The sequence below is a fragment of the Stenotrophomonas sp. STEN030 genome, from assembly GCF_056759995.1.
This window is the reverse complement of sequence record NZ_JBRREB010000030.1, coordinates 41,538-62,151: the sequence shown is the minus strand read 5'-3', so window position 1 is coordinate 62,151 and position 20,614 is coordinate 41,538. Positions and strand designations below refer to the sequence as shown.

At 62.3% G+C, this 20,614-nt stretch carries 22 protein-coding genes; 8 read left to right on the top strand and 14 right to left on the bottom strand.

Going from position 1 to position 20,614, the window contains the following annotated elements:
- Positions 1-123: 123 nt before the first annotated feature.
- Positions 124-1,161, top strand: coding sequence for a DUF4380 domain-containing protein (locus ACVOLR_RS12085; RefSeq protein WP_481536635.1), 1,038 nt, complete (start codon positions 124-126; stop codon positions 1,159-1,161).
- Positions 1,162-1,386: 225 nt separating this feature from the next.
- A complete protein-coding gene (locus tag ACVOLR_RS12080; RefSeq protein ID WP_481536634.1) occupies positions 1,387-2,991 on the top strand; it encodes an OpgD/OpgG family glucan biosynthesis protein in 1,605 nt (534 codons plus the stop codon).
- A 243-nt stretch (positions 2,992-3,234) separates the two neighbouring features.
- Here ACVOLR_RS12080 and ACVOLR_RS12075 read toward each other — a convergent pair whose 3' ends face one another.
- Both ACVOLR_RS12075 and ACVOLR_RS12070 read right to left on the bottom strand, forming a co-directional pair.
- Positions 3,235-3,855: a thymidine kinase gene (locus ACVOLR_RS12075; protein ID WP_296250341.1), complete on the bottom strand. Its 621-nt coding sequence runs from the start codon at positions 3,853-3,855 to the stop codon at positions 3,235-3,237.
- Positions 3,856-3,931: 76 nt separating this feature from the next.
- Positions 3,932-4,702 carry an SEL1-like repeat protein gene (locus ACVOLR_RS12070; RefSeq protein WP_481536633.1) on the bottom strand — a complete coding sequence of 257 codons (771 nt, stop codon included), beginning with the start codon at positions 4,700-4,702 and terminating at the stop codon, positions 3,932-3,934.
- 87 nt (positions 4,703-4,789) lie between these two features.
- Between ACVOLR_RS12070 and ACVOLR_RS12065 the strand changes: the two genes are divergently transcribed.
- Both ACVOLR_RS12065 and ACVOLR_RS12060 read left to right on the top strand, forming a co-directional pair.
- The gene (locus ACVOLR_RS12065) at positions 4,790-6,772 is read left to right on the top strand and encodes a UvrD-helicase domain-containing protein (protein ID WP_481536637.1); all 1,983 of its coding nucleotides are present in this window, start codon (positions 4,790-4,792) and stop codon (positions 6,770-6,772) included.
- Positions 6,773-7,012: 240 nt separating this feature from the next.
- Positions 7,013-7,534, top strand: coding sequence for a GNAT family N-acetyltransferase (locus ACVOLR_RS12060; RefSeq protein ID WP_481536632.1), 522 nt, complete (start codon positions 7,013-7,015; stop codon positions 7,532-7,534).
- A gap of 6 nt (positions 7,535-7,540) precedes the next feature.
- On the opposite strand, the gene ACVOLR_RS12055 is transcribed toward ACVOLR_RS12060, so the two are convergent.
- Positions 7,541-8,206: a YceH family protein gene (locus ACVOLR_RS12055; protein WP_481536631.1), complete on the bottom strand. Its 666-nt coding sequence runs from the start codon at positions 8,204-8,206 to the stop codon at positions 7,541-7,543.
- A 196-nt stretch (positions 8,207-8,402) separates the two neighbouring features.
- Between ACVOLR_RS12055 and ACVOLR_RS12050 the strand changes: the two genes are divergently transcribed.
- The 4 genes from ACVOLR_RS12050 to plsB all read left to right on the top strand — a co-directional run bounded on the left by ACVOLR_RS12050 (position 8,403) and on the right by plsB (position 13,918).
- Positions 8,403-9,305 carry a 5'-nucleotidase, lipoprotein e(P4) family gene (locus ACVOLR_RS12050; RefSeq protein WP_481536630.1) on the top strand — a complete coding sequence of 301 codons (903 nt, stop codon included), beginning with the start codon at positions 8,403-8,405 and terminating at the stop codon, positions 9,303-9,305.
- Positions 9,302-10,021, top strand: coding sequence for an orotidine-5'-phosphate decarboxylase (gene pyrF / locus ACVOLR_RS12045; RefSeq protein ID WP_481536629.1), 720 nt, complete (start codon positions 9,302-9,304; stop codon positions 10,019-10,021). The genes ACVOLR_RS12050 and pyrF overlap by 4 nt, the downstream gene beginning before the upstream one ends.
- A 304-nt stretch (positions 10,022-10,325) precedes the next feature.
- The gene (locus ACVOLR_RS12040) at positions 10,326-11,288 is read left to right on the top strand and encodes a hypothetical protein (protein WP_481536628.1); all 963 of its coding nucleotides are present in this window, start codon (positions 10,326-10,328) and stop codon (positions 11,286-11,288) included.
- An 8-nt stretch (positions 11,289-11,296) separates the two neighbouring features.
- Entirely contained in the window at positions 11,297-13,918 is a 2,622-nt protein-coding gene (gene plsB / locus ACVOLR_RS12035) for a glycerol-3-phosphate 1-O-acyltransferase PlsB (RefSeq protein ID WP_481536627.1), read from the top strand.
- A gap of 388 nt (positions 13,919-14,306) precedes the next feature.
- Here plsB and ACVOLR_RS12030 read toward each other — a convergent pair whose 3' ends face one another.
- The 11 genes from ACVOLR_RS12030 to ACVOLR_RS11980 form a co-directional block, all read right to left on the bottom strand.
- Positions 14,307-14,462 carry a YdcH family protein gene (locus tag ACVOLR_RS12030; RefSeq protein WP_481536636.1) on the bottom strand — a complete coding sequence of 52 codons (156 nt, stop codon included), beginning with the start codon at positions 14,460-14,462 and terminating at the stop codon, positions 14,307-14,309.
- A gap of 55 nt (positions 14,463-14,517) precedes the next feature.
- Entirely contained in the window at positions 14,518-14,712 is a 195-nt protein-coding gene (locus tag ACVOLR_RS12025; protein ID WP_481536626.1) for a hypothetical protein, read from the bottom strand.
- Between the two features lie 29 nt (positions 14,713-14,741).
- Positions 14,742-15,617 carry a hypothetical protein gene (locus ACVOLR_RS12020; RefSeq protein WP_481536625.1) on the bottom strand — a complete coding sequence of 292 codons (876 nt, stop codon included), beginning with the start codon at positions 15,615-15,617 and terminating at the stop codon, positions 14,742-14,744.
- Positions 15,614-16,186: a hypothetical protein gene (locus ACVOLR_RS12015; RefSeq protein ID WP_481536624.1), complete on the bottom strand. Its 573-nt coding sequence runs from the start codon at positions 16,184-16,186 to the stop codon at positions 15,614-15,616. The genes ACVOLR_RS12020 and ACVOLR_RS12015 overlap by 4 nt, the downstream gene beginning before the upstream one ends.
- Positions 16,187-16,237: 51 nt before the next feature.
- Positions 16,238-16,747, bottom strand: a complete 510-nt coding sequence (locus ACVOLR_RS12010; protein WP_481536623.1) for a hypothetical protein — start codon at positions 16,745-16,747, stop codon at positions 16,238-16,240.
- Positions 16,744-17,166, bottom strand: a complete 423-nt coding sequence (locus ACVOLR_RS12005; protein WP_481536622.1) for a hypothetical protein — start codon at positions 17,164-17,166, stop codon at positions 16,744-16,746. Before ACVOLR_RS12005 ends, ACVOLR_RS12010 begins: the two co-directional genes overlap by 4 nt.
- A 56-nt stretch (positions 17,167-17,222) precedes the next feature.
- The gene (locus tag ACVOLR_RS12000) at positions 17,223-17,735 is read right to left on the bottom strand and encodes a hypothetical protein (protein WP_481536621.1); all 513 of its coding nucleotides are present in this window, start codon (positions 17,733-17,735) and stop codon (positions 17,223-17,225) included.
- Between the two features lie 45 nt (positions 17,736-17,780).
- Positions 17,781-18,374 carry a hypothetical protein gene (locus ACVOLR_RS11995; protein WP_481536620.1) on the bottom strand — a complete coding sequence of 198 codons (594 nt, stop codon included), beginning with the start codon at positions 18,372-18,374 and terminating at the stop codon, positions 17,781-17,783.
- 3 nt (positions 18,375-18,377) lie between these two features.
- Complete coding sequence (locus ACVOLR_RS11990; RefSeq protein ID WP_481536619.1) at positions 18,378-18,833, bottom strand: hypothetical protein; 456 nt, start codon at positions 18,831-18,833, stop codon at positions 18,378-18,380.
- Between the two features lie 623 nt (positions 18,834-19,456).
- On the bottom strand, positions 19,457-19,612 hold the full coding sequence (locus tag ACVOLR_RS11985; protein WP_481536618.1) for a hypothetical protein: 156 nt from the start codon (positions 19,610-19,612) through the stop codon (positions 19,457-19,459).
- Positions 19,613-20,213: 601 nt separating this feature from the next.
- Positions 20,214-20,594, bottom strand: a complete 381-nt coding sequence (locus tag ACVOLR_RS11980) for a hypothetical protein (RefSeq protein ID WP_481536617.1) — start codon at positions 20,592-20,594, stop codon at positions 20,214-20,216.
- Between the last annotated feature and the right edge of the window lie 20 nt (positions 20,595-20,614).

Genomic DNA, 20,614 nt, shown 5'->3' with positions numbered 1-20,614 from the left:
GCCGAGCCATGCTCGGCAGGAGCTTTACCGGTAATGCCTCTGCCGAGCATGGCTCGGCACTACAAGAGCCGCGGGCCGCTGCAAGCTCTGCCATGATCCCCACTGGCCCGAGGGGAGCACCCAATGCAGCTGCATCACCGAATGACGTTCTGCCTGCTGTTGCTGCCCTCCTTGGCGGCCGCTCAACCGCGCACTCCAGCAGACGAGCGTTACGCCACTCTCGAAAGCAAGGAGCTGCAATTGCAGCTGACCTCGGCCTTCGGTGGTCGGGTGCTGTCCCTGCAGCGCAACGGTGAGCCGAACTTCCTGCGGGTAGGTACAGCGGTCAGTACGCAAGCCAATCCGGCGGTAAACGCCAGCAGCGATGACATCGCCTATCTCGGTCATGACGTCTGGGTTGGCCCGCAATCGGAGTGGTGGCTGCACCAGCAGCTCAATACCGAGCGCCGAGCAGCTGCCGCCAACTGGCCACCGGATCCCTGGCTGTCGCTCGCCCCTGCGCAATGGTTGCAACGCGATGCTGACCAGCTGCGTCTGCGCGGTGCAGCCAGCCCGGTGACCGGCATGCAATTGGAGAAGACATTCCGGCTTGACCCCGAGCGCGCCGATACCGTGCAGCTGCAGGTCAGCGGCCAGAACATCCGTGATACGCCGGTCAGCTGGGACCTATGGTTCAACACCCGCGTCCATTCCGGTACCCGCGTGTTCGTGCCGGTCAGCATGGCCAGCGATATCCGTGTCGAAGGTGCGCCCGATCCGGGCATGCCGGACCATCACTTCGAGGACGGCATGCTGGTGCTGCATGCCGACGCCAGCAGCATGGGTCCGCGTGGCAAATGGTTCGTGCAGCCGACGGTGGGCTGGATGGCCGGCTTCAATGGCAGCCAGGCCTTGATCATCCGCTTTGAGAAACAGCCGCGCGCCGCCATCCATCCTGGGCAGGCCCAGGTCGAGCTGTATCTGGATGCCGGCGGTATCGCTGAAGGGCTGCTGGAGATGGAAGTGCACGCGCCTTACCGTGAGCTGCAAGCCGGGGAGCGGATGCAGGCAGCTGAGCAATGGACCCTGTTGCAATGGGAGGGTGGTGATGACGCAGCGGCGCAGCGTGGGTTCCTGTGCGCGCATGCGGCGGCGTTGCAGTTGGCTGGTGCTTGTCGGTAGAGCGCGGTCATGCGGCGCTGAGGCTGGACCGGTAGAGCCTCTGCCGAGCATGGCTCGGCACTACCTGTTTCTGCCCCTCCCTTTGCCATAGGCAAGGGGAGGGCTGGGGAGGGGTTGGCTTCTCGCCGGTTGGCTGAAGCATATGTTCATCCGCCGACCGTCCAAGGCTGTCGATTCACGTAATTGCGCCTACCATGCTGCGGTCCCCTACCGGCCTGCCTTTCCATGCAACGACGCGACTTCCTGCGCAACGCCGCTGCCGCCCTGGCGGCCTTTGGTCTTCCGGCCTTTACGGCCTGCGCGGCCGGCAAACCGGCCCAACTGGGCCTGCGTCGTCTGGGCCAGCCGCAGCCTTTCGACTTCGCCACCCTCAAGGGCCAGGCCCGCGCGCTGGCGCAGGCGCCGTACAAGAGCCACAAGCGCACCCTGCCGGGCGCGCTGGAGAAGCTCGACTGGGATCAGTACCAGTCCATCAGCTATCGCCAGGATCATGCGCTGTGGGCTGACCAGCCCGGCAAGTTCCAGGCGAAGTTCTTCCACCTCGGCCTGTACTTCCATTCGCCGGTGCGCATGTTCGACGTGGTCGATGGCAAGGCGCAGGAACTGGCCTACGACGGCGCGGCCTTCAACTACGGCAAGAGTGGCATCCACGATGGTGAGTTGCCGGCCGACCTCGGCTTTGCCGGCTTCCGCCTCAATACCCGCAGCGATACTGACCGTGACTTCGCCGCCTTCCTCGGCGCCAGCTATTTCCGCGCGGTAGGCAAGGAAGGCCAGTACGGGCAATCGGCACGCGGTCTGGCCATCGATACCGGCATGGGCCGCCCGGAGGAGTTCCCGGACTTCATCGCCTATTACCTGGAGCAGCCGTCAGCCGACTCGGACACGCTGGTTGTCTATGGACTGCTGGATTCGCCCAGCGTTGCCGGTGCCTATCGCTTCGCCATCACCAATGGCGATGTACTGCTGATGGATATCGACAGCGCGTTGTATCCGCGCAAGGAAATCGAACGGCTCGGCATCGCGCCGTGCACCAGCATGTACCAGGTAGGCGAGAACGACCGCCGCATGGATTGGGATTGGCGCCCGGAGATCCACGACACCGACGGTCTGTCGATGTGGAACGGTGCCGGCGAGTGGATCTGGCGGCCGCTGTGCAACCCGGCCAACCTGCGCTTCAACATGTTCGTCGACAACAACCCGCGCGGCTTTGGTCTGCTGCAGCGTGACCGCAACTTCGATCATTACCAGGACGACGGCGTGTTCTACGAGAAGCGTCCCTGCCTGTGGATCGAACCCAAGGGGCAATGGGGCGAAGGCTCGGTGCAGCTGGTGGAGATTCCCACCGTCGATGAAACCTTCGACAACATCGTCGCCTTCTGGAACCCCAAGGCCAAGCCGCAGCCAGGTCAGGAGCTGTTGGTTGGCTACCGCCTGTACTGGGGCGCCGAGCCGCCGGCACGTCCGCCGCTTGCCCATTGCGTGGCCAGCCGCACCGGCCTGGGCGGCATCATCGGCAAGAAGCGCGAGTATTTCTCGTGGCGTTTTGCCGTCGATTTCGAAGGCGGCGAACTGGCCAGCCTGATCGACAAGGGGGAAGTGGAAGCGGTGGTGGAGACCAGTCGTGGTCGTACCGAAGTTGTTTCTGCGCGCCCGCTGCGTGAGATCAAGGGCTACCGCGCCATGTTCGACCTGGTACCGCCGGAAGGCAGCACCGAGCAGATCGACGTGCGCCTGTACCTGCGCAGCGGCGGCAAGACCCTGACCGAGACGTGGTTGTACCAGTACACCCCGCCGGCGGCTGGTGCGCCGGAGCGGACGTTGTATTGAGGCTTGAGGCCTTTGCTTAGGGCTTTGTTTGAAGCCCCTCTCCCGCCTGCGGGAGAGGGGTTGGGGTGAGGGCAAGCTCTTGGCGAGCAGACATTAAGCGCTAAAAGCTCCCCCTCATCCGCCCCTTCGGGGCACCTCGCTCCGCGCCCCGGCCCCGCGTAGCACGCGGGGCGTACGAACAGTTACGAGCCTATGGCTCGTAAACGCCTGTTCTTAACCCCGCACGCGGGAGAAGGGACTGCGTCACAACGGCAACGGCGCCTGCATCGGGTCAATGCGCCCCTCGCCCCGGGTGATTTTCTTGAACTCGGCCCGGCTCACCGACACATAGCGGTCGTTGCCGCCGATCTCCACCTGCGGGCCGTCCTGCACGGCAAAGCCGTTCTCGTCCACGCGCACGGTCATCGTCGCCTTCTTGCCGCTGTGGCAGATGGTCTTGATCTCCTGCATCTCGTCGGCCCAGGCCAGCAGGTACTGGCTGCCTTCGAACAGTTCGCCACGGAAATCGGTGCGCAGCCCGTAACACAAGGCCGGAATGCGCAGCTGGTCGACCACCTCGGACAGCTGCCAGACCTGTGATTTGCTCAGGAACTGGGCCTCGTCCACCAGTACGCAGCCGAGCTTGCCGTGGGCGGCAATGTCCTGCTGGATCAGCTTTTCCAGGTCGGTATCGCGCTCGAAGGTGGTCGCTTCAGCCTGCAGGCCGATCCGTGAGGCGACCACGCCGGTGCCGGCGCGGTGGTCCAGGTGCGGGGTTAGCAGGGCAACCCGCATGCCGCGCTCGCGGTAGTTGTGCGCGGACTGCAGCAGGGTTGTGGTCTTGCCGGCGTTCATCGCCGAATAGTAGAAATAGAGCTTGGCCATACTCCATTTTACCAATCAGCTCCGAATTGCTGCACGGCGGGTACCTGCAGAATCCGATGGTGGGTGATGCGCGGCATCATCGGGCCATGGTGGGGGCGCCAATCGTGATGTTGGGATACAACGATGGGCCAAGTCGATCCCTCCAGTCCTTATCCTGCTGCTGGAAGTAGAGTCGAGGTTGCCAGAGCGCTGGGGCATAGAACTTGCTGCCGGGAATAAGGGTGCTTGGCACCATGGTGGTTTCATTCATCACTGTGGGGGCACCACTGCCGCCTCCTGGAAGCGACCCGACGATGGTCAAATTACCGCCGAACCCTGTCCTGCTACCTGTCACCTCGCGAATCCCGCGCTGTAGCACTTTAGCCAATTTTGGTCTGGCCACATCGTCGCCGTACTGCATGTAAATGGAGGGACCAAGTTCTAGGGCACGGGAGCGCTCGTTCTCGCTAAGGGCGATCCAGTACCTCTCGCGCAGTACCAGCAGTTCGGGGTAACCGCGCTCAGCTGCAAGGTCCATCCAGGCATAGGCGGCGGATGGGTCTCGGGGCAATCCGAACTGGCCCTGCCAGTAACCTTCGGCGATCACTGCCTGGGAAGGTTTGTCAGCATAGCGGGCGGCGCGCAAGAGGGCATTGATACCTCTTTCATGCTGTCCGCGATGCAGCAGATCCAGGCCAAACTGCCGATAGAGAACGTCAGGGTGAGACGAAAGGAACCCTGAAGCCACGAAATCCGCGTTGATTTTCTCCGGCTGGTCCGCCGGCTGTGCAGTCGCACGATTGGCAGCGAGAGTCATTGCGGGAGCAGTTGCAAGTATCGCCAGCCCAATAGCCCACATCCTGTTCATGTCGAGCCCCGCGTCCTTAGGTTCCGACAGGCTACCACTTCCAATTGCCGGTAGAATTCCCATTGGTTGTCATTCGCGGCGTTCATGCTGGACTCCCTCAATCCCCCCCAACGCGCGGCGGCTGTACATGCCGAAGGTCCTCTGCTGGTGCTGGCTGGTGCTGGTAGCGGCAAGACGCGCGTGATCGTCGAGAAAATCGCCCATCTGATCGGCATTCGCCGCTACCCGGCCCGCCGTATCGCCGCGATCACCTTTACCAACAAGTCGGCCAAGGAAATGCGCGAGCGTGTGGCCAAGCGCCTGCGCGCCGAGGACGCGGCTGAAGTCACCATCTGTACCTTCCATGCGCTGGGCCTGAAGTTCCTGCAGATCGAACATGAACACGTGGGGCTGAAGCGCAGTTTCTCCATTTTCGATGCCGACGATGCCGGCGCGCAGATCAAGGATCTGCTGGGCGGTACCAACGCCAAGCCCGACGACATCGAGGACATGAAGAACCTGATCTCGCGGGCCAAGAACTCCGGGCTGTCGCCCGCGCAGGCAATGGCGGCGGCGCGCAGCAACCGCGAGAAAGACGCGGCGATGGTCTACGAGCTGTACCAGACCCGTTTGACCTCGTTCAATGCGGTCGATTTCGATGACCTGATCCGCCTGCCCGTGCAGGTGCTGGAAGAAAACCCGGATATCGCCCTGGCCTGGCGCGAGCGCATCGGCTATCTGCTGGTCGACGAATGCCAGGATACCAACGATGCCCAGTACCGGTTGCTCAAGCAGCTGGCCGGGCCCGCTGGCAATTTCACCTGCGTCGGCGATGACGATCAATCGATCTATGCCTGGCGCGGTGCCAATCCTGAAAACCTGCAGCAGATGGGAGTGGATTACCCGGCGCTGCAGATCATCAAGCTGGAACAGAATTACCGCTGCTCCAATCGCGTGCTGCGTGCGGCCAACGCCTTGATCGCGCACAACCCGCACGAGCATCTGAAGACCTTGTGGTCGGATCAGGCCGACGGTGAGCGTATCCGCGTCTGGGAATGCCGTAACAGTGAACATGAGGCTGAAAAAGTCGCCTCTGAGATCCACTTCCTCGCCACCAATCGCAAGATTCCGTGGAGTGATTTCTGCATCCTGTTCCGCGGCAATTTCCAGTCGCGGCCCTTGGAAAAAGCGATGCAGCTGGTCGGCGTGCCGTATCACCTCAACGGTGGCACGGTGTTCCTGGAACGGCAGGAAGTGAAGGACACGCTGGCCTGGCTGCGGCTGATCGTGAATCCGGACGACGACACCGCCTTCATGCGTGCAGTGCAGTCGCCCAAGCGCGATGTCGGCGCAAGCACACTGGCCAAGTTGGCGGAGCTGGCGTCGGAGAAGGACATTCCGATGGCACAGGCCGCCGAAAGCATGGGCGCGCTTGCACAGCTCACTCCGCGTGCGGCCAACAGCCTGAGCAAGTTCACCGACATCCTGCGCGCGCTGCGGCTGGATATGCGTGGCATGAGCTCGGGCGATCTGGTGCGCCGCGTGTCCAAGGATTCGGGGATGTTGGCCGAACTGCGGAATGCGGCCAAGGACACTGCCGGCTACGAGCGTCGCGCCAACAATCTGGAAGAACTGGCTTCGTGGTTCGAGAGCGGTCCGCGTGGTGCCAGCGCCGCCGACATGGCCGCGCAACTGGCACTGATCTCGCGCAACGACAAGGACGACGGTGGCAACCAGGTGCGGATGATGACGCTGCATGCGTCCAAGGGCTTGGAGTTCCCGTACGTGTTCATCGTTGGCTGCGAGGACGGCGTGCTGCCGCATCAGGTCAGCCTGGATGAAGGCAATCTGCAGGAAGAACGACGCCTGCTATATGTGGGCATCACCCGCGCCAAGATCCAGCTGTGGATGAGCTTCAGTCGATTGACGCGCAAGTTTGGTGAGCATATCCGGCTCAAGCCCAGCCGGTTTTTCGACGAGATTCCGGCCGGCGAGATCCAGCGCGATGGCGCGGACCCGGTCGCCGATGCAGCGCACAAGCAGGAGCGGGCGAAGGCCGGATTGGCAGCGATTCAAGCGCTGTTTGATTGATGCTTCGCCCCTCTCCTTTGGCGAAGCCAAGGAGTGGGCCGGGAGGGGGTAGCTTTGGCTCTGGGTTTTGCGCTTTGATTGGGCTCACTGCTAACAGCCCCCAGCGGTCCCTCAGTCAAAGGGGCGGCGGTAGTGCCGAGCCATGCTCGGCAAGGGGCTTTACCGGCAAAAACCAAAAGCACCCCTCCCCAACCCTCCCCTTTGCTACGCAAAAGGGAGGGGGCGAAAACCGAGCCCACCATGTCCCTGATCCAGACCGAACGCCTGCAACTGCGCCTGCTGCGTGATGACGACGGCGATGCCGCCGCAATGTTGCAGCTGCTCAACGAGCCGGGCTTCCACGAGTTCATCGGTGATCGCGGCGTTCGCACCGTGGAGGAAGCCCGCGAATACGTGCGCAAGCACACCTTCGGCAGCTATGCCGCGCATGGCTTCGGCATGTATGCGATTGAACGCCGCAGCGATGGGGCCTGGCTGGGCAATGCCGGTTTGGTGCGGCGACCGGGCCTGCCAAGTGCCGATGTTGGTTATGCCTTGCTGTCGCCGTATACGGGACAAGGCTATGCGCGCGAAGCGGTGCAGGGCGTGCTCGATTACGCGCGCAGCACGCTGGGCCTGGGCGAACTGCGTGCGATCGTGTCGCAGGGCAATGCGCGCTCGGTAGCCTTGCTGGAGAAGCTTGGCTTCGCTGATGGCGGCATGGTGGTGCTGCCGGGCGAGGACGAACAGCTGCTGCTGTTCGTCAACACGCCAAAAGACTGAGCCGGCTCAGCCGCCCAGCTGCTCCTGCAACGCGGCCAGCTGTTCCTGCAGGGCAGCGACGGTGGTTTCCAGCTGCTGCACGCGCTCTTCCAAGGCGCTGTTGTCGACCGTGGCGGCAGAACCCGACGGCGCGCGGTACTGCGCCGCCAAGGCATCCACATCCACCGCACCACACAGCAGGTGCATGAAGCGGTCTTCGCGCTGGCCGGAGCCGCGCGGCAGCTGCACAACCAGGCCGCGTTGCTGCATGCGTTCCAGCTGGTGGCGCAGGTCGGCGGCATCGGCGAACTTGGCCATGCGCTCGCTGCGGGTGGTCAGCTCACCGGCGGTTTGCGGGCCACGCAGCAGCAACAAGCCGAGCAGGGCAACCTGCTGGCGCGGCAGGTCGAGCTTGGGGCCGGTCAGGTGTTCGTAACGGTCGGCGCGCGAGGCGAAGTGCTGGCGCACCAGGCCCAGCGTCTCCAACTGGCGCAGTGCGTGCTGCACTTTGCCGGGGTCCAGATTCATCACCGGCTCGCGCGCGGTTTTCTGGTTGGCGGCCACCTGGGCGGCATTGACCGTGAGCGGGTAGGTGTCCGGGGTTGTGGCCTCCTTCTCGATCAGGCAGCCCAGCACGCGCGCCTGGGCGGCGTCGAGGATGGGAAAATCGGGGGTCTGGCTGGCGTCGGTCACGATTGAGGCTCTGGTGGTGCTAGGGGGCGCAAGCATAGCTGAGAGCGGAAATTGCGGCTAAAACCGGGGTCAGGGTGGGGTTTCGGAGCGAAACCCACTCTGACCCCGGTTTTAGCTCCTGCTTCAGCCCGGCAAGGCGGGCAAAGCAGGGAGCCGGTAAACTTGCGCGGTTTTCAAAGATTCCCGGTAGTTGCTCATGTCCCGATTCCCCGCCCTTACCCTGCTGGCCGGCACCGTGCTGTCGCTGGCTGCCTGCAGCTCGACCGCGCCGCTTAGCCGCGTTTCGCCGGCCCCGGCCGATGCCGTCGTCGCCCCGACCAATGCCCCCAACGACAACCTCAATGCCGTGCTGTGGGTACAGCGTTCGCAGGAATACCGGGCCAGCGCACTGCAGACCTGGAAGCTGGCCGGCGCCCAGCTCGACGCGGCGCTTGCCGATGGCAGCTGGACCGCGCTGTTGCCGGAAGAGGGCGGCAAGCACCAATCGGCCAAGCTGAAGCCGGCGGTGGTGGTGGATGTGGACGAGACCGTGCTCGACAACTCGCCCTACCAGGCGCGGCTGGTGCGTGACGGCAGCAGCTACAACGACGCGACCTGGGAAGCCTGGGTGGATGAGCGCAAGGCGCAGCCGGTGCCCGGCGCGGTGCAGTTCGCACAGGCCGCTGCAGCCAAGGGCGTGACCATGATCTACATCAGCAACCGCACTGCGGCGATGAAGGACGCCACCATCGCCAACCTGCGCCAGGTTGGCTTCCCTGTCGCCGATGACAGCGTCTATCTGGGCCTGGGCACGCCGGTGCCGGGCTGTACTGAACACGGCAGCGAAAAGGCCTGCCGCCGCCAGCTGGTGGCGCAGAACTACCGCGTGCTGATGCAGGTGGGCGACCAGTTCACCGATTTCCTGCAGGTCGAGGACAACAGCCTGGCCGCGCGCGACGTGCTGCTGGACAAGTACCAGGGCTGGATCGGCTCGCGCTGGTGGATCCTGTCCAACCCCACCTACGGCGGTTGGGAAGGTGCGGCCATCAACAATGCCTGGTCGCTGCCGGCGGACCTGCGCAACGGGGCAAAGCGTGAAGCGCTGGAGGTGGCCCGATGAGCCGCGCACCGCTGCCGCTGCGCAATGACGAGCGCCTGATCTTCGCCCTGGATGTGCCCGGCAAGGCCGAAGCCATCGAGTGGGTGGACAAGCTCGGCGATGCCGTGTCGTTCTACAAGATCGGCATGGAGCTGCTGGCCTCGGGCGAGTACTTCGACGTGCTCGACGAACTGGCCAAGCGCGACAAGCGCGTGTTCGTCGACCTGAAATTCTTCGACATTCCGGCCACCATTGCCGGCGTGATCAAGCGCCTGTCGCAGTGGCCGGTGAGCTACTGCACCATCCACGGCTGGCACCCCGGCATGATGGAAGCCGCCGCTGCTGCCAACAGCTCGGAGATGCGCCTGCTGGCGGTAACCGTGCTGACTTCGATGGGGCGGCCGGATCTGGCGCAGATGGGTATCGACCGTGAGCCGGTGGACGTGGTGGTCGAGCGCGCCCTGGCCGCACAGCGCGCCGGCATCGACGGCGTGATCGCCTCCGGTCAGGAAGCTGCGCCGATCCGCGCAGCGACTGGTCAGGGTTTCTCCATCGTCTGCCCCGGCATCCGCCCCGGCGGTCCGGTGGGCGATGACCAGCAGCGCACCGTGGGCGTGGCCCAGGCCTTTGCCGACGGCGCCGACGCGATTGTCGTCGGCCGGCCCATCCGTCTGGCTGCCGACCCGCGTGCTGCAGCATTGGCAATGCAACTTGAAATTGCCGATTCATTCAAATGAAATCAATGACTTATCATATTGTTCATGAAGTATTGCATTAACTGAAGCCGGCGCGTAGGCTACGTCTCGTCCGGCTCTGCCGGCGATGCGTCAAACATGTCTACCGGCTTCACGTCGGTTTGAGGGGTCTGTCACCGGCAACGGGGCGGCCTCTTTTTTTATTCCGGGATCGGAAAACCGAGAAAGGCGCTGGTGGGGGCAATTGCCCACATCCCTGCGGCCCTTCGGCGCCGTGACGGCCGTGCTTGCTGCTGTCACCGGGCAGGCATCAAGATGCTTGGCCTACGGGAGGATCGCCGCCGCCATGCAACGCCGTTCACTACGCAGTTGCCACACCATCATCTTGGCTTCGGTTTGCCTGGTAGCGCTGTTGGCGGCCTGCAAGCGCAATGCCGAGCCCTTGCCCGGTGCCGCCACCGAGCCGGCTGCGGCGGTGCGCCAGCTGAGCCAGTACCTGCGCAACAACGACCTGGTCGGCTATGCCCGCGCGGCGGTGCCGCCGGCCCAGTACGCCGAACTGGAAACCGCCTGGGCGCAGGGCCATAGCCGTTGGCCGCTGACCGAGCTGCCCTTGGACGAAAAACTGCCCGAGCTCCTGGCCGCGCTGTCGGAGCCGGATGCCGAGCGCAAACTGCAGCGCGCCTTCAAGGCGCAGCTGGAGGGCCAGACCGCCGCCGTGCGGCAGGCCGCGCATTCGCTGGGCCTGTTCGGCGTGCAGTACATCAGCCATCAAGGTGACTACAACGCGGCCGAACGTGCGCACTACGTGCAACTGGTCACCGCGCTCAGCGACTGGGCCCAGGCCGCGCCGCTGCCGGACCCGAAGTTGGCGCAGACTTCGATTGCCGCCCTCACTACTGCTGCCCGTGCCACCGGCCTGGCCAGTGATCAGGACTTCCAGCAGGCCGGCATGACCGGCACTTTGCAGAAACTCGGCCCGTTCGCCGCGGCCAGCAAACAGGTGCTGGCGTCCTATGGCCTGAAGCTGGATGAAAGCGTGGAGCAGATGCGTACCGGCCTGGTCTCACAGAACGGCGACCGCGCCACCGTACGCGTGCAGTACCCGTTGGCTGGCAAGGAACTGGATCTTGAAGTGGCCTTGGTGCGCCATGACAAACGCTGGTATCTGGCTCGTACGCTCAGTGATGTGGACGCGGTGCTGGTGGCTGCGCGCACTGCCGAACAGGCCAAGGCCGATGCCCTGCAGGCGACCGAAGTCCCAGACCCGGAAACAGCAGACAACGCGGCAGCGGCGGCTAAGCCATAATGGCGCCGATGTCGAAACAGAAATCCCAGCCCGATCAGGGTGAACTGCTGCCGCCGGACGACGCCAACGCGACGCCCGCCACTCCTGCTGCCATCGTGCCGGGCGCTTCCGCGCGCCCGTCGCCTGCGGCCCGTGCTGCGCGTCGCCCGCTGTGGTCGCGCCTGCTGGGCAAGCTGATCGAGCCCTGGTTGGGCCTGAAGATCGAGCCCGAGCAACCCGGCGACTACAACGACGGCCGCCCGGTGGTGTACGTTCTGGAGGACTACGGTCTGTCCAACGCGCTGATCCTGGACAAGGCCTGCCGCGATGCTGGCCTGCCTTCGCCGCTGGTGCCGTTGGCCGGTGACCCGACCGGGCGCAAGCGCGCCTACGTGGCGCTGTCACGCCGCTCCAGCAACAACATGCTGCTGCCCGAACAGCGTGGCGCCAAGACCCATTCCGATTCGCTGGCCAAGCTGCTGCAGGCGCACCGCGCCAACCCGGGCCTGGACGTGCACCTGGTGCCGGTATCGATCTTCGTCGGCCGCGCCCCGGACAAGCAGAGCGGCTGGTTCGCGGTGCTGTTCTCCGAAAACTGGGCGCTGGTCGGGCGCTTCCGCCGCTTGCTGGCGATCCTGCTCAACGGCCGCGACACCATCGTCCGCTTCGCCCCGCCGGTCTCGCTGCGCGGGACCGTCGACGAAGGCCTGGAGCCCGAGCGCACCGTACGCAAGCTGCAGCGCGTGCTGCGCACCCACTTCCGCCGTATCCGCGAATCGATCATCGGCCCGGATCTTTCCACCCGCCGCCTGTTGGTGGACAAGGTGCTGGAAGCCGATTCGGTGCGCGAAGCCATCGCCGTGCAGGCCAAGCGCGACAACTCCAAGACCACCGACGCCTGGAAGAAGGCGCAGGGCTATGCCTGGGAAATTGCTGCCGACTACTCCACCCCGGTGGTGCGTTCGGCCAGCTTCATGCTCAGCCACGTCTGGAACCGTATCTATGCCGGCGTGCTGGTGCATCACCTGGACAAGTTCAAGGAAGCCGCGCCTGGCCACGAAATCATCTACGTGCCCAGCCACCGCAGCCACATGGACTACCTGCTGCTGAGCTACCTGCTGTACGACCGCGGCATCGTGCCGCCGCATATCTTCGCCGGCATCAACCTCAACCTGCCGGTGGTGGGCACCCTGCTGCGCAAGGGTGGTGCGTTCTTCGCGCGTCGTAGCTTCCGTGGCAACCCGCTGTACTCGGCAGTGTTCTCCGAATACATGGCGCAGCTGGTTTCGGGCGGTTACTCGATTGAGTACTTCGTCGAAGGCGGGCGCTCGCGCACCGGCCGCTTGCTGCAGCCCAAGGGTGGCGTCATCTCCATGACCCTGCGCGCCTACCTGCGCCAGCCGCGCAAGCCGGTGCTGTTTCAGCCTATTTACATCGGCTACGAAAAGCTGATGGAAGGCAACAGCTACCTCGATGAATTGACTGGCCGGCCAAAAGAAAAAGAATCAATCTGGGCATTGCTGTGGGGCATTCCCAAGGTGCTCAAGCAGAACTTCGGCCAGGTCGTGGTGAACTTTGGTGAGCCTATTGCCCTGACCGACGTGTTGGCTGTGAACGCGCCGGACTGGGATGGTCAACCGATATCGGAAGACGAGAAGCCGGCGTGGTTGATGAAGACGGTCGATACGCTTGCCCAGACCATCAACGTGCACGTCAACGCCGCTGCCGACGTCAACCCGATCAACCTGCTGGCGCTGGCGCTGCTGTCCACGCCCAAGCACGCGATGGGCGAGGCCGACCTGATCGCGCAGATCGAGTTGTGCAAGAAGCTGCTGGTGGAAATGCCGTACTCCGACCGGGTCACGGTCACCCCGCATTCGCCCGAGCGCATCATTGCCCACGCCGAGGAAATCAACGTCCTCAGCCGCATCAAGCACCCGCTGGGCGATGTGCTCAGCGTCAGTGGCGATACCGCGGTGCTGCTGAGCTACTTCCGCAACAACGTGCTGCATCTGTTCACTGCGTCCTCGTGGGTGGCTTGCTGCTTCCAGAACAACCGCCGCATGAGCCGTGGCGGCCTGCTGCGTCTGGGTCGCGGCCTGTACCCGTTCCTGCAGGCGGAGTTGTTCCTGCCGTGGACCGAGAACGAATTCGCCGCGCGCATCGACCAGACCATCGACGTCTTCGTACGCGAAGGCCTGCTCCAGCATGTGGGCGAAGACGACGGTGGCATGCTCGCACGCAGCACCGGGCAGACCGACGAAGTGTTCCGTCTGCGTGCGATTGGCCACTCGCTGCAACAGGCGTTCGAGCGCTATTACATCGCCATCTCGGTGCTGGTGAAGAACGGCCCGGGCACGCTCGGCGCTGGTGAGCTGGAAAGCCTGTGCCAACAGGCCGCGCAGCGCCTGAGCCTGCTGTACGCACCGGCCGCACCGGAGTTCTTCGACAAGACCCTGTTCCGCGGCTTCATCCAGAAGATGCGCGAATTGCGCCTGGTCTGGCCGGACCAGAACAGCAAGCTGCTGTTCGACGAGCGCCTGGACGCCTGGGCCAAGGACGCCAAGTTCATCCTCGGCCGCGAACTGCGGCACACCATCGAGCGTGTGAGCCCGGAAGCGGTGAAGCCGGACGTGCCGCCAGCAGCGTGATGGGGAGCCCCGTAGAGCGGAGCCATGCTCCGCTGGGGCTCGACCGGCACAGCCTCTGCCGAGCATGGCTCTGCACTACCCTATCGACTGGTCTTGTGGGAGCGGCGTAAGCCGCGAAGCCTCTGGTCGATCAGGTAGCAGGCATGCCGGCAACTTCAACGCTGCCGGCATCGCGGCTTACGCTGCTCCTACAATCCTGATGGATAGCTTGTAAGGCCACCTGCCGAGCATGGCTCGGCACTATTTGCTTTTGCTCCCTCCCTTTGCCGCAGGCAAGGGGAGGGCTGGGGAGGGGTAGGTTCTGGTTTACGGCTTGCGCCGGCCCGGCGTTTGGATGCTTTGCTGGTAAAGCCCTTGCCGAGCATGGCTCGGCACTACTGGGTTGCGCTCAGGCCGGCTCGTCCGGGATCAGCATGCTTTCCAGCTTGGTGATGCAGTCCTTGGGCTGCAGCTTGCGCTTCTTCAGGCGCTTGGCACCCAGGTTGGCCGCCAGTTTGGCGATGCGTTCGTCCAGCCTGTGGTGTTCGGCCCGCAGGTCGGCGATGCGCTGTTCCGCTCGTGGATTAGTGGCAGCTCGGACATGCCGCCAACTTAGCCGTTCAGCGCGGCCAGTTCACGTACAGCTGGTTGCCCAGCAGCCTGCCATCGGCATCGCGTGCATCCACCCGCAGCCAATGCCGCTCGCCGTCCGAACGCCAACGCAGCAGCGCCAGCTGGTTGAGGACTTCCTTGCATGGAGTGAGCGGCCAGAAGGCATCACGTTCGAGCAGTTGCGCGAATGTCGGCAGCGGCAATGCATGTGGGGCGTGACGTATTCCTTCGACTAGGAAGCAGCCTGCCGGCCACCGGCCGGGGCAGGCTGCGTTTCCGGGTCGGCGATCTGCCGGCAGGTGCCACGGATCAAGCCTTGGCCACCATTTTCGTGGTCCACATGGCGCTCCTCGAATTCCCCGGCCGAGCGATCGTAGATGAAGGTGCGCGTCATCAGCAGCATTTCGCCGCCATCGGAGTACAGGTGCGAAACCTGCGTGTAGCGGTCACTCTCCACCAGCAACGGCGATGGCGTGCGTTGTGGCTCCCACAGGTGTGGTTGCCAATGTCGGCCTGCGCCCGCATGCAGCTGCTTGATGTCGTTCCAGAACCACATACGGTGGTTGGCGATCTTGATGACCCAGCCGCTATGGACCTGCTTGCCGGTGCCTCCCAGCCCTGGCGTGCTGCACTCCATTACCAGTGTTGGCTCCGGCGGAGGCAGGTCGCAACGGCCGCTCTCGGCCTCGCACCACGGCCACTCGCGCTCGGTGGCAACCTGCGCTAGTTGCCCGTAAACCGGCACAATGCCTGCGCCCGCACCGCGAAAGAACCCCTCCATGAAGCGGCCGGCCTTCAGTTCCTGGTAGTCGTGCCACGCGTTCGGGCCGGGCATTGGTCGTACGCCCGGTGCGGTGCAATTCAACGTAAAGCGCAGCGGCGTGCCCTTTGCGAGGGTGCCACGGAAATCCCGCAGTACGGTTGCTTCCACCTCGCAGTTTCCCCGTGCTTGCCCACGCAGCAGCGTCACCTGTGCCACCCGCAACTGCAGGTGGTGCGGTGCTTGCTCGCGTGCCTGCTGGTAATACTCCGGTGCCAGCGCGGCATGTGCAGCCGGCGCGACAAGTGCCGCTGCCGCCAGCGTTGTCTTCAAGGCCATCCACTTCATGCGCAGCCCCCATTGCCGGCTTCGTACAGCACCTTGCAGGTGGACAATTCCACGCGCAACTCCCCGTTGTCGTAAGTGTTGATCAGCAACGCGCTGTCGTCTTGGCTCAATCTGGGCTTGCGGCAGCGCCACCATGTCGATGAAACCGACGCCGGTGCCTTGGCCGACGCTTCCGCGCCCAGTAGTTCGTCCAGCGTGAACTGCAGCCGTGGCCTGCCATCTGCCGCATACACGGCCACCACCGTGCCTTGCCCCATCTGCGCCCACTCGTCCAGCGCGATCAGCTCGCCCTGCCTGGTCAGCAACACCTCTACCGGGGCAATGCGGTTACGCAACGGGAAGCGGGTTTTCAGCGCGTATTGCGCGCTCTTTGCGTCATACGCATACAGCTCCACGTCGGGCTGCTTGCCGCCACGCAAGCTGCCAGGTGTCACCCGCACCAGCGCCTGGCCATTGCTACTGGCGACCACCTTCAACGAAGGCGGCGCCCATGAGTCGGCCTGCGCAGCGCCGGCCATCGATAACGCCAATCCGAGCAACAGGCAACTGAAGGAAAAACGCAAAGACATGGCCATCATCCCCGTGAAATGAAAAAAACAGGCAGGGGCCGTTCCCGGTACTCAAGCTGCGGCCAACTTGCGCGCCATCACCTTGACCACGGCATCCCGTATCTTTGCCGACAAAAAAAACGACGGCAGGCTGCCAAGCGCGCCGGAGGTGGAGCGCGGCGGTCGGTCGCTTGCACGCACGTAGTCGAGTATTTGCCGGGCATGTTCACGGTCCCACGCCCACAGCATCTCGCCGCGTATCGACCACTGCCACCACGCATCCTCCGGCCATTCCAGAACGTGCACGAAATGCGGGCAACCCGCCGCGCACTCCACCACGCCACGGTGCAACAACGCATACCCCTGCACATCATCAATGGCGGTGGTCAGGTACTGGCTTGAACTGCCTTTCGGCGCCTGCCACGGCAAAAGCTGAGGGTATCTTTCCGCCACATACCACCCGCCCCAGCGGAGCGTGGGCCTGTCGGCAGGTGGTTCCGTGAGGAACACGAAAGGTTCGCGGAACACGGCTCGCCCGGCGCAGCGGGGGCAGCGGACATCCACAGTGTCACGGCGACTCATTGCACCGCATCCACCGCCACGCAGCGTCCGTTTAATTCCAGCTTCAAGCGCTTGCCGCCATCGGGCACATGCGTGCCGTCGTCGATGCGCAGGCGGTAGGCACCGCTGCCAGGCTCCAGCGTTTCCTCCCGCCGATAGACCCCGCCGCTATGCCGGTCGGTGAGGGTATAGGTCAATACATGGAGCTGCCGGTCAAAGCGGCATTGCCAGCGCTCCACCTGATGCGAGCTCTGCACCTCCCGCCCACACAGCGACGACCCCCATGCGCTGCCGTCCCATTCCCGCCAGCCCGCGCTGGAGGAAATCTGTAGCCAGTCGGTGCCGTGGTCTTCCGTCTCGCAGCGCAGGGTTTGGGCGGTGGTATGTGGCATCACGAGAAAAAGTAAGAGGCTGGGGACATTGGCGAATGGGATTGGCATCGGGCTTTGGCTGGAGGTGTCTCTGGAATCATTGTTCGAAGTCGCTATTTAGGATTCTAGAATTTTGTGGCGGGTGCTGGCTTTGTTGCTGGGTCAGCGATGGTTTCGCAGCCCAAGTGTCTGTTGAATATGTAATCAGTACCTCCCAGTCCGGTATAGCTTGTATGGAGAGTTCCGTCGATTCTGTCGAATGAAAAAATAGCTTTCCTTCGGAAGTCGGGATATCCGCTTTCACACTCGGAACGATATTTTTCACTCCCATAAGAGTCTTTGAATGACAAGTTATCGTTGTTAAGGTTGCAGTAACCGGATTTATTCAATTTTTCCCATGTTCTTCCTTCGCCGCTGTACAGGCGATGGCTGTCAGTCCAGATGTAAAATCCTTCATTGGGGACAATTTTGTAAATTTCTGCGCCTTTTCCGGACGAAATCGTACTTTCTGATTTGACCCGACAGTCAAGGATGATGGCTCTGTTTGCTGCCGAGCCATCCTCTTTTGCATTAATCATCGCTGGCGATGAGGTAAGGGCAGTGGTGAGTATTGCAAAAGACCAATAACCTATTTTCATGTTGTGGATTCCTACCATTTGGGAGATGGGGCGCGCGAGCTTTTATCAGCCCCGCACCCCCGCCGATGAGGGTTTTCTCGGCGGGAGGCAGAGTTTCTGATTCGGGTCACAGGTCACTTGTTCGCGTACTTCCTGCTTGAGGGTTTCAATCACGCCGCCTTCGTCCTGTTTGCGTGGGCGGGCATTGCCGGGCGCAAGGCCGGTGTTTGTGCCGGGTTGTCGCGACACGGCGGGTGAGCCGGGCTGCGCTTCCAGTGGATGCAGGTTGCGGTTGTTCCAGTTGCCGCAAATGGCGGTGAATGCCCCTGTACCCCTCGCGGCAGCATTGGCCTGCGCCCGCGCCTCGACAATGGCTTCCTTGCCGGTGGCCTTGCCTTCGGCGATGTAATAGAGCGTCTCCCCGTCCTTGGGGCGGAAGCAGAACATGGCCCCGTAACCGGGCGTGGTGCTGCCCAGTAACACCTTCCAGCCACCGTCGCGCCCCTTGGCGTTGGCCCGCTGCATGGCCTCGGTATGCGGCGAAGGCGCATTTGGCACCACCACGAAATCGCCACTGGCCGGGTGCACCAGCACCACCACCTGCGCGTTGGCGGCGGGGACGCAGGTCAGAAGCAGGCAACAGGTCAACGCAATTTTCATTTTCTAGAATCTCGTTGCCTTCGGTCTGGGGGCTTCCCCGGGATCACATGTGCCTGCTATTCGCCTAGTGCGGATTCCACGTTTGTTCAAATCTTCGATGGTGAGCGTTGATGTAACCGTGCGCTCATATGTGCCATCTTCTCGTGAAATGGTTCCTCTCCACTCTGTTTTGGCGCCGTTTTCATGGAGTGTGGTGGATATATATCCAAACTGCCCATTTGTTCTTATGCAAGTTGATTTTCCTTCCTCGCCTTCAAATGGGCATATTCCGACAAAATCTTGATGAATGTCACTCCATTCCTCCCATTTTCCGTTGATTTTATTGATCTGAACGACTAGCGATTTATCTTCCCCTGAGATTTTGCAATGCAAAACCACAGAGTCATCCTGTGCATGCAATGGTGACGACGTCAGCGCAGTTGGGAAAAGTAGGAATAGAGCAATAACCTTCGTTTTCATGTCTGTGGCCTCTGCTGTTCGACAAGCAAGTAGGCTGGGCTGGCGAAGGAAGCCCAACGTCGCCATGTTCGTTGCTTCATGGAGTTGGGCTTCGCTGCGCTCAACCCAACCTGTGTGCTGCACAACGCGAAAGCCGTGACCGCCGATACCGCTTGACGGCAATTGGCGGGTTTCGATGTAATCGCCGTGCGTTGAGAACGCCCAGTTCCGCACCGGCCTCGTACATTCGGGGCCACCACGCCCCCGCCGGGTTGGCGTTCATGCCGTTGCAGGAGCGCACTTCAGTGCGTGATGAAGCTTTGTCGGTAAATCTCCATCGCGCACTGAAGTGCGCTCCTACGGGTTGGGCTTGTCTCATGACTTTCAGGTGGAGGCGTGTTGGCCAGTGGTCGGCGCTTGGCTGATTCATATCTTCTCGAATATTGTTTCACCTGAGGCGTCCGATGCTGTGCAACGGAGCATTGTTGGGGTTTGTCTTTCGCAGATGGCGGAACTGCCATTATTTCGGTATTTGAGCTTAAATTTCTGTCCGTCTTTGGAAAAGACAAGGTCGTGATTGTCATCCGAGCGGTAGTAAAGCCAAGTAGCTGAGTCTTTTCTCATCATAATCATTCCCGTCATCATTAAATTCCATCAAATTCGGTGAATTCGATGATTTCTCCTCGGTAAAGTCCTTCCGTAATGTTTCTCCACTTTCCCAGCCAGGTCGATTGGGCGAATGCTGGCAATGCCATGGTAGATAGCGGCAGGAGTGCAAGCAGGGAGTAAATTTTCTTCATGGTGCATTTCTGTTGGTTGATAAGTGATTTTGCTGGCTTGATGCGTAAGTGCCGGGCTTGCCCGGTACGGGGATTCGCGGCAGAACAGGAAGAGGCGCGGCGCCGATATTTTGTTGTTGCATGGCGCTTGTTAAAGGTGGCTGTAGATCGCAGAGCAAGATGCCGTGGTTATGTGAGGATGATTCGGCGGCCCGCTGAATATATTGAACGCTCCGGGTGACAGTCCGCACGCGGTGACACAATTCACCGTGAAGCTGGCTGGGCCTTGATGGCCATTCATCGCGTATTTTATTTCGGAGATGGCTATGGGGGTGGAAAGGTTGTTTTTTATTTCACAGGTTATTGTTGCGGGAGTGAAGATCACATTGGTGGTTATGGCAGATTGCGCTTCGAGGGTGGCGGGTAAAAGCGGTGCTGTGAAAGCCAGGGTAAGTAATGCAAGCGAGTGCCTCATTGGCGTTCCCTTTGATTAGTGGTGAATGTTGGCGGGCTGGCGGGCTGGCGGGCGGTGTTGGATGCCGTCATTTGTGATGCTGCATGGTGTTGGGTTTCTTCTGTCAGGTTGGCTTGCATGCCGCCTGCCCATTTTTCGCACCATCGTTCATTCGCAATAACGAACTTCGGTTACCCATACGTTCATTTCTTCCGGCTCGCAATCTAGGGCGGATTGAGTTTTGACTTCATGCGAATCGCCATAGCAACTGGCGCCGCCGACAAAATTCTTTATGGTTCCGCTGACGGGGTAGGAGCGCCCGTGGCGGGTTGGGCAGTTGGCGCTGTAATCTATATCGATGCAATCTTTCATGTCCGGGCGGCGACCGATGACAAAGGCTTTGTTTCCGCCGCCGGGGCAGGTGGTGGCTGATAGCTTTATTTCCGTCATCAGCGTGGCGGGAGGTTTGTTCATCCAGCCTTGAGCGGAAGATGCGGCGGAAGCTCCCAACAGGGCCAGCAAGGCAAGCAGGAAGTTTTTTCTCTTCATGGGTGATTCTCTTTTTGGGC

What these genes read in the sequence shown, in the direction of transcription:
- ACVOLR_RS12085 (WP_481536635.1), top strand. Translation starts at nt 124, where the DNA reads ATGCAGCTGCATCACCGAATGACGTTCTGCCTGCTGTTGCTGCCCTCC.
- ACVOLR_RS12080 (WP_481536634.1), top strand. Translation starts at nt 1,387, where the DNA reads ATGCAACGACGCGACTTCCTGCGCAACGCCGCTGCCGCCCTGGCGGCC.
- ACVOLR_RS12075 (WP_296250341.1), bottom strand. Translation starts at nt 3,855, where the DNA reads ATGGCCAAGCTCTATTTCTACTATTCGGCGATGAACGCCGGCAAGACC.
- ACVOLR_RS12070 (WP_481536633.1), bottom strand. Translation starts at nt 4,702, where the DNA reads ATGAACAGGATGTGGGCTATTGGGCTGGCGATACTTGCAACTGCTCCC.
- ACVOLR_RS12060 (WP_481536632.1), top strand. Translation starts at nt 7,013, where the DNA reads ATGTCCCTGATCCAGACCGAACGCCTGCAACTGCGCCTGCTGCGTGAT.
- ACVOLR_RS12050 (WP_481536630.1), top strand. Translation starts at nt 8,403, where the DNA reads ATGTCCCGATTCCCCGCCCTTACCCTGCTGGCCGGCACCGTGCTGTCG.
- pyrF (WP_481536629.1), top strand. Translation starts at nt 9,302, where the DNA reads ATGAGCCGCGCACCGCTGCCGCTGCGCAATGACGAGCGCCTGATCTTC.
- ACVOLR_RS12040 (WP_481536628.1), top strand. Translation starts at nt 10,326, where the DNA reads ATGCAACGCCGTTCACTACGCAGTTGCCACACCATCATCTTGGCTTCG.
- plsB (WP_481536627.1), top strand. Translation starts at nt 11,297, where the DNA reads ATGTCGAAACAGAAATCCCAGCCCGATCAGGGTGAACTGCTGCCGCCG.
- ACVOLR_RS12020 (WP_481536625.1), bottom strand. Translation starts at nt 15,617, where the DNA reads ATGAAGTGGATGGCCTTGAAGACAACGCTGGCGGCAGCGGCACTTGTC.
- ACVOLR_RS12015 (WP_481536624.1), bottom strand. Translation starts at nt 16,186, where the DNA reads ATGTCTTTGCGTTTTTCCTTCAGTTGCCTGTTGCTCGGATTGGCGTTA.
- ACVOLR_RS12010 (WP_481536623.1), bottom strand. Translation starts at nt 16,747, where the DNA reads ATGAGTCGCCGTGACACTGTGGATGTCCGCTGCCCCCGCTGCGCCGGG.
- ACVOLR_RS12005 (WP_481536622.1), bottom strand. Translation starts at nt 17,166, where the DNA reads ATGCCAATCCCATTCGCCAATGTCCCCAGCCTCTTACTTTTTCTCGTG.
- ACVOLR_RS12000 (WP_481536621.1), bottom strand. Translation starts at nt 17,735, where the DNA reads ATGAAAATAGGTTATTGGTCTTTTGCAATACTCACCACTGCCCTTACC.
- ACVOLR_RS11995 (WP_481536620.1), bottom strand. Translation starts at nt 18,374, where the DNA reads ATGAAAATTGCGTTGACCTGTTGCCTGCTTCTGACCTGCGTCCCCGCC.
- ACVOLR_RS11990 (WP_481536619.1), bottom strand. Translation starts at nt 18,833, where the DNA reads ATGAAAACGAAGGTTATTGCTCTATTCCTACTTTTCCCAACTGCGCTG.
- ACVOLR_RS11985 (WP_481536618.1), bottom strand. Translation starts at nt 19,612, where the DNA reads ATGAAGAAAATTTACTCCCTGCTTGCACTCCTGCCGCTATCTACCATG.
- ACVOLR_RS11980 (WP_481536617.1), bottom strand. Translation starts at nt 20,594, where the DNA reads ATGAAGAGAAAAAACTTCCTGCTTGCCTTGCTGGCCCTGTTGGGAGCT.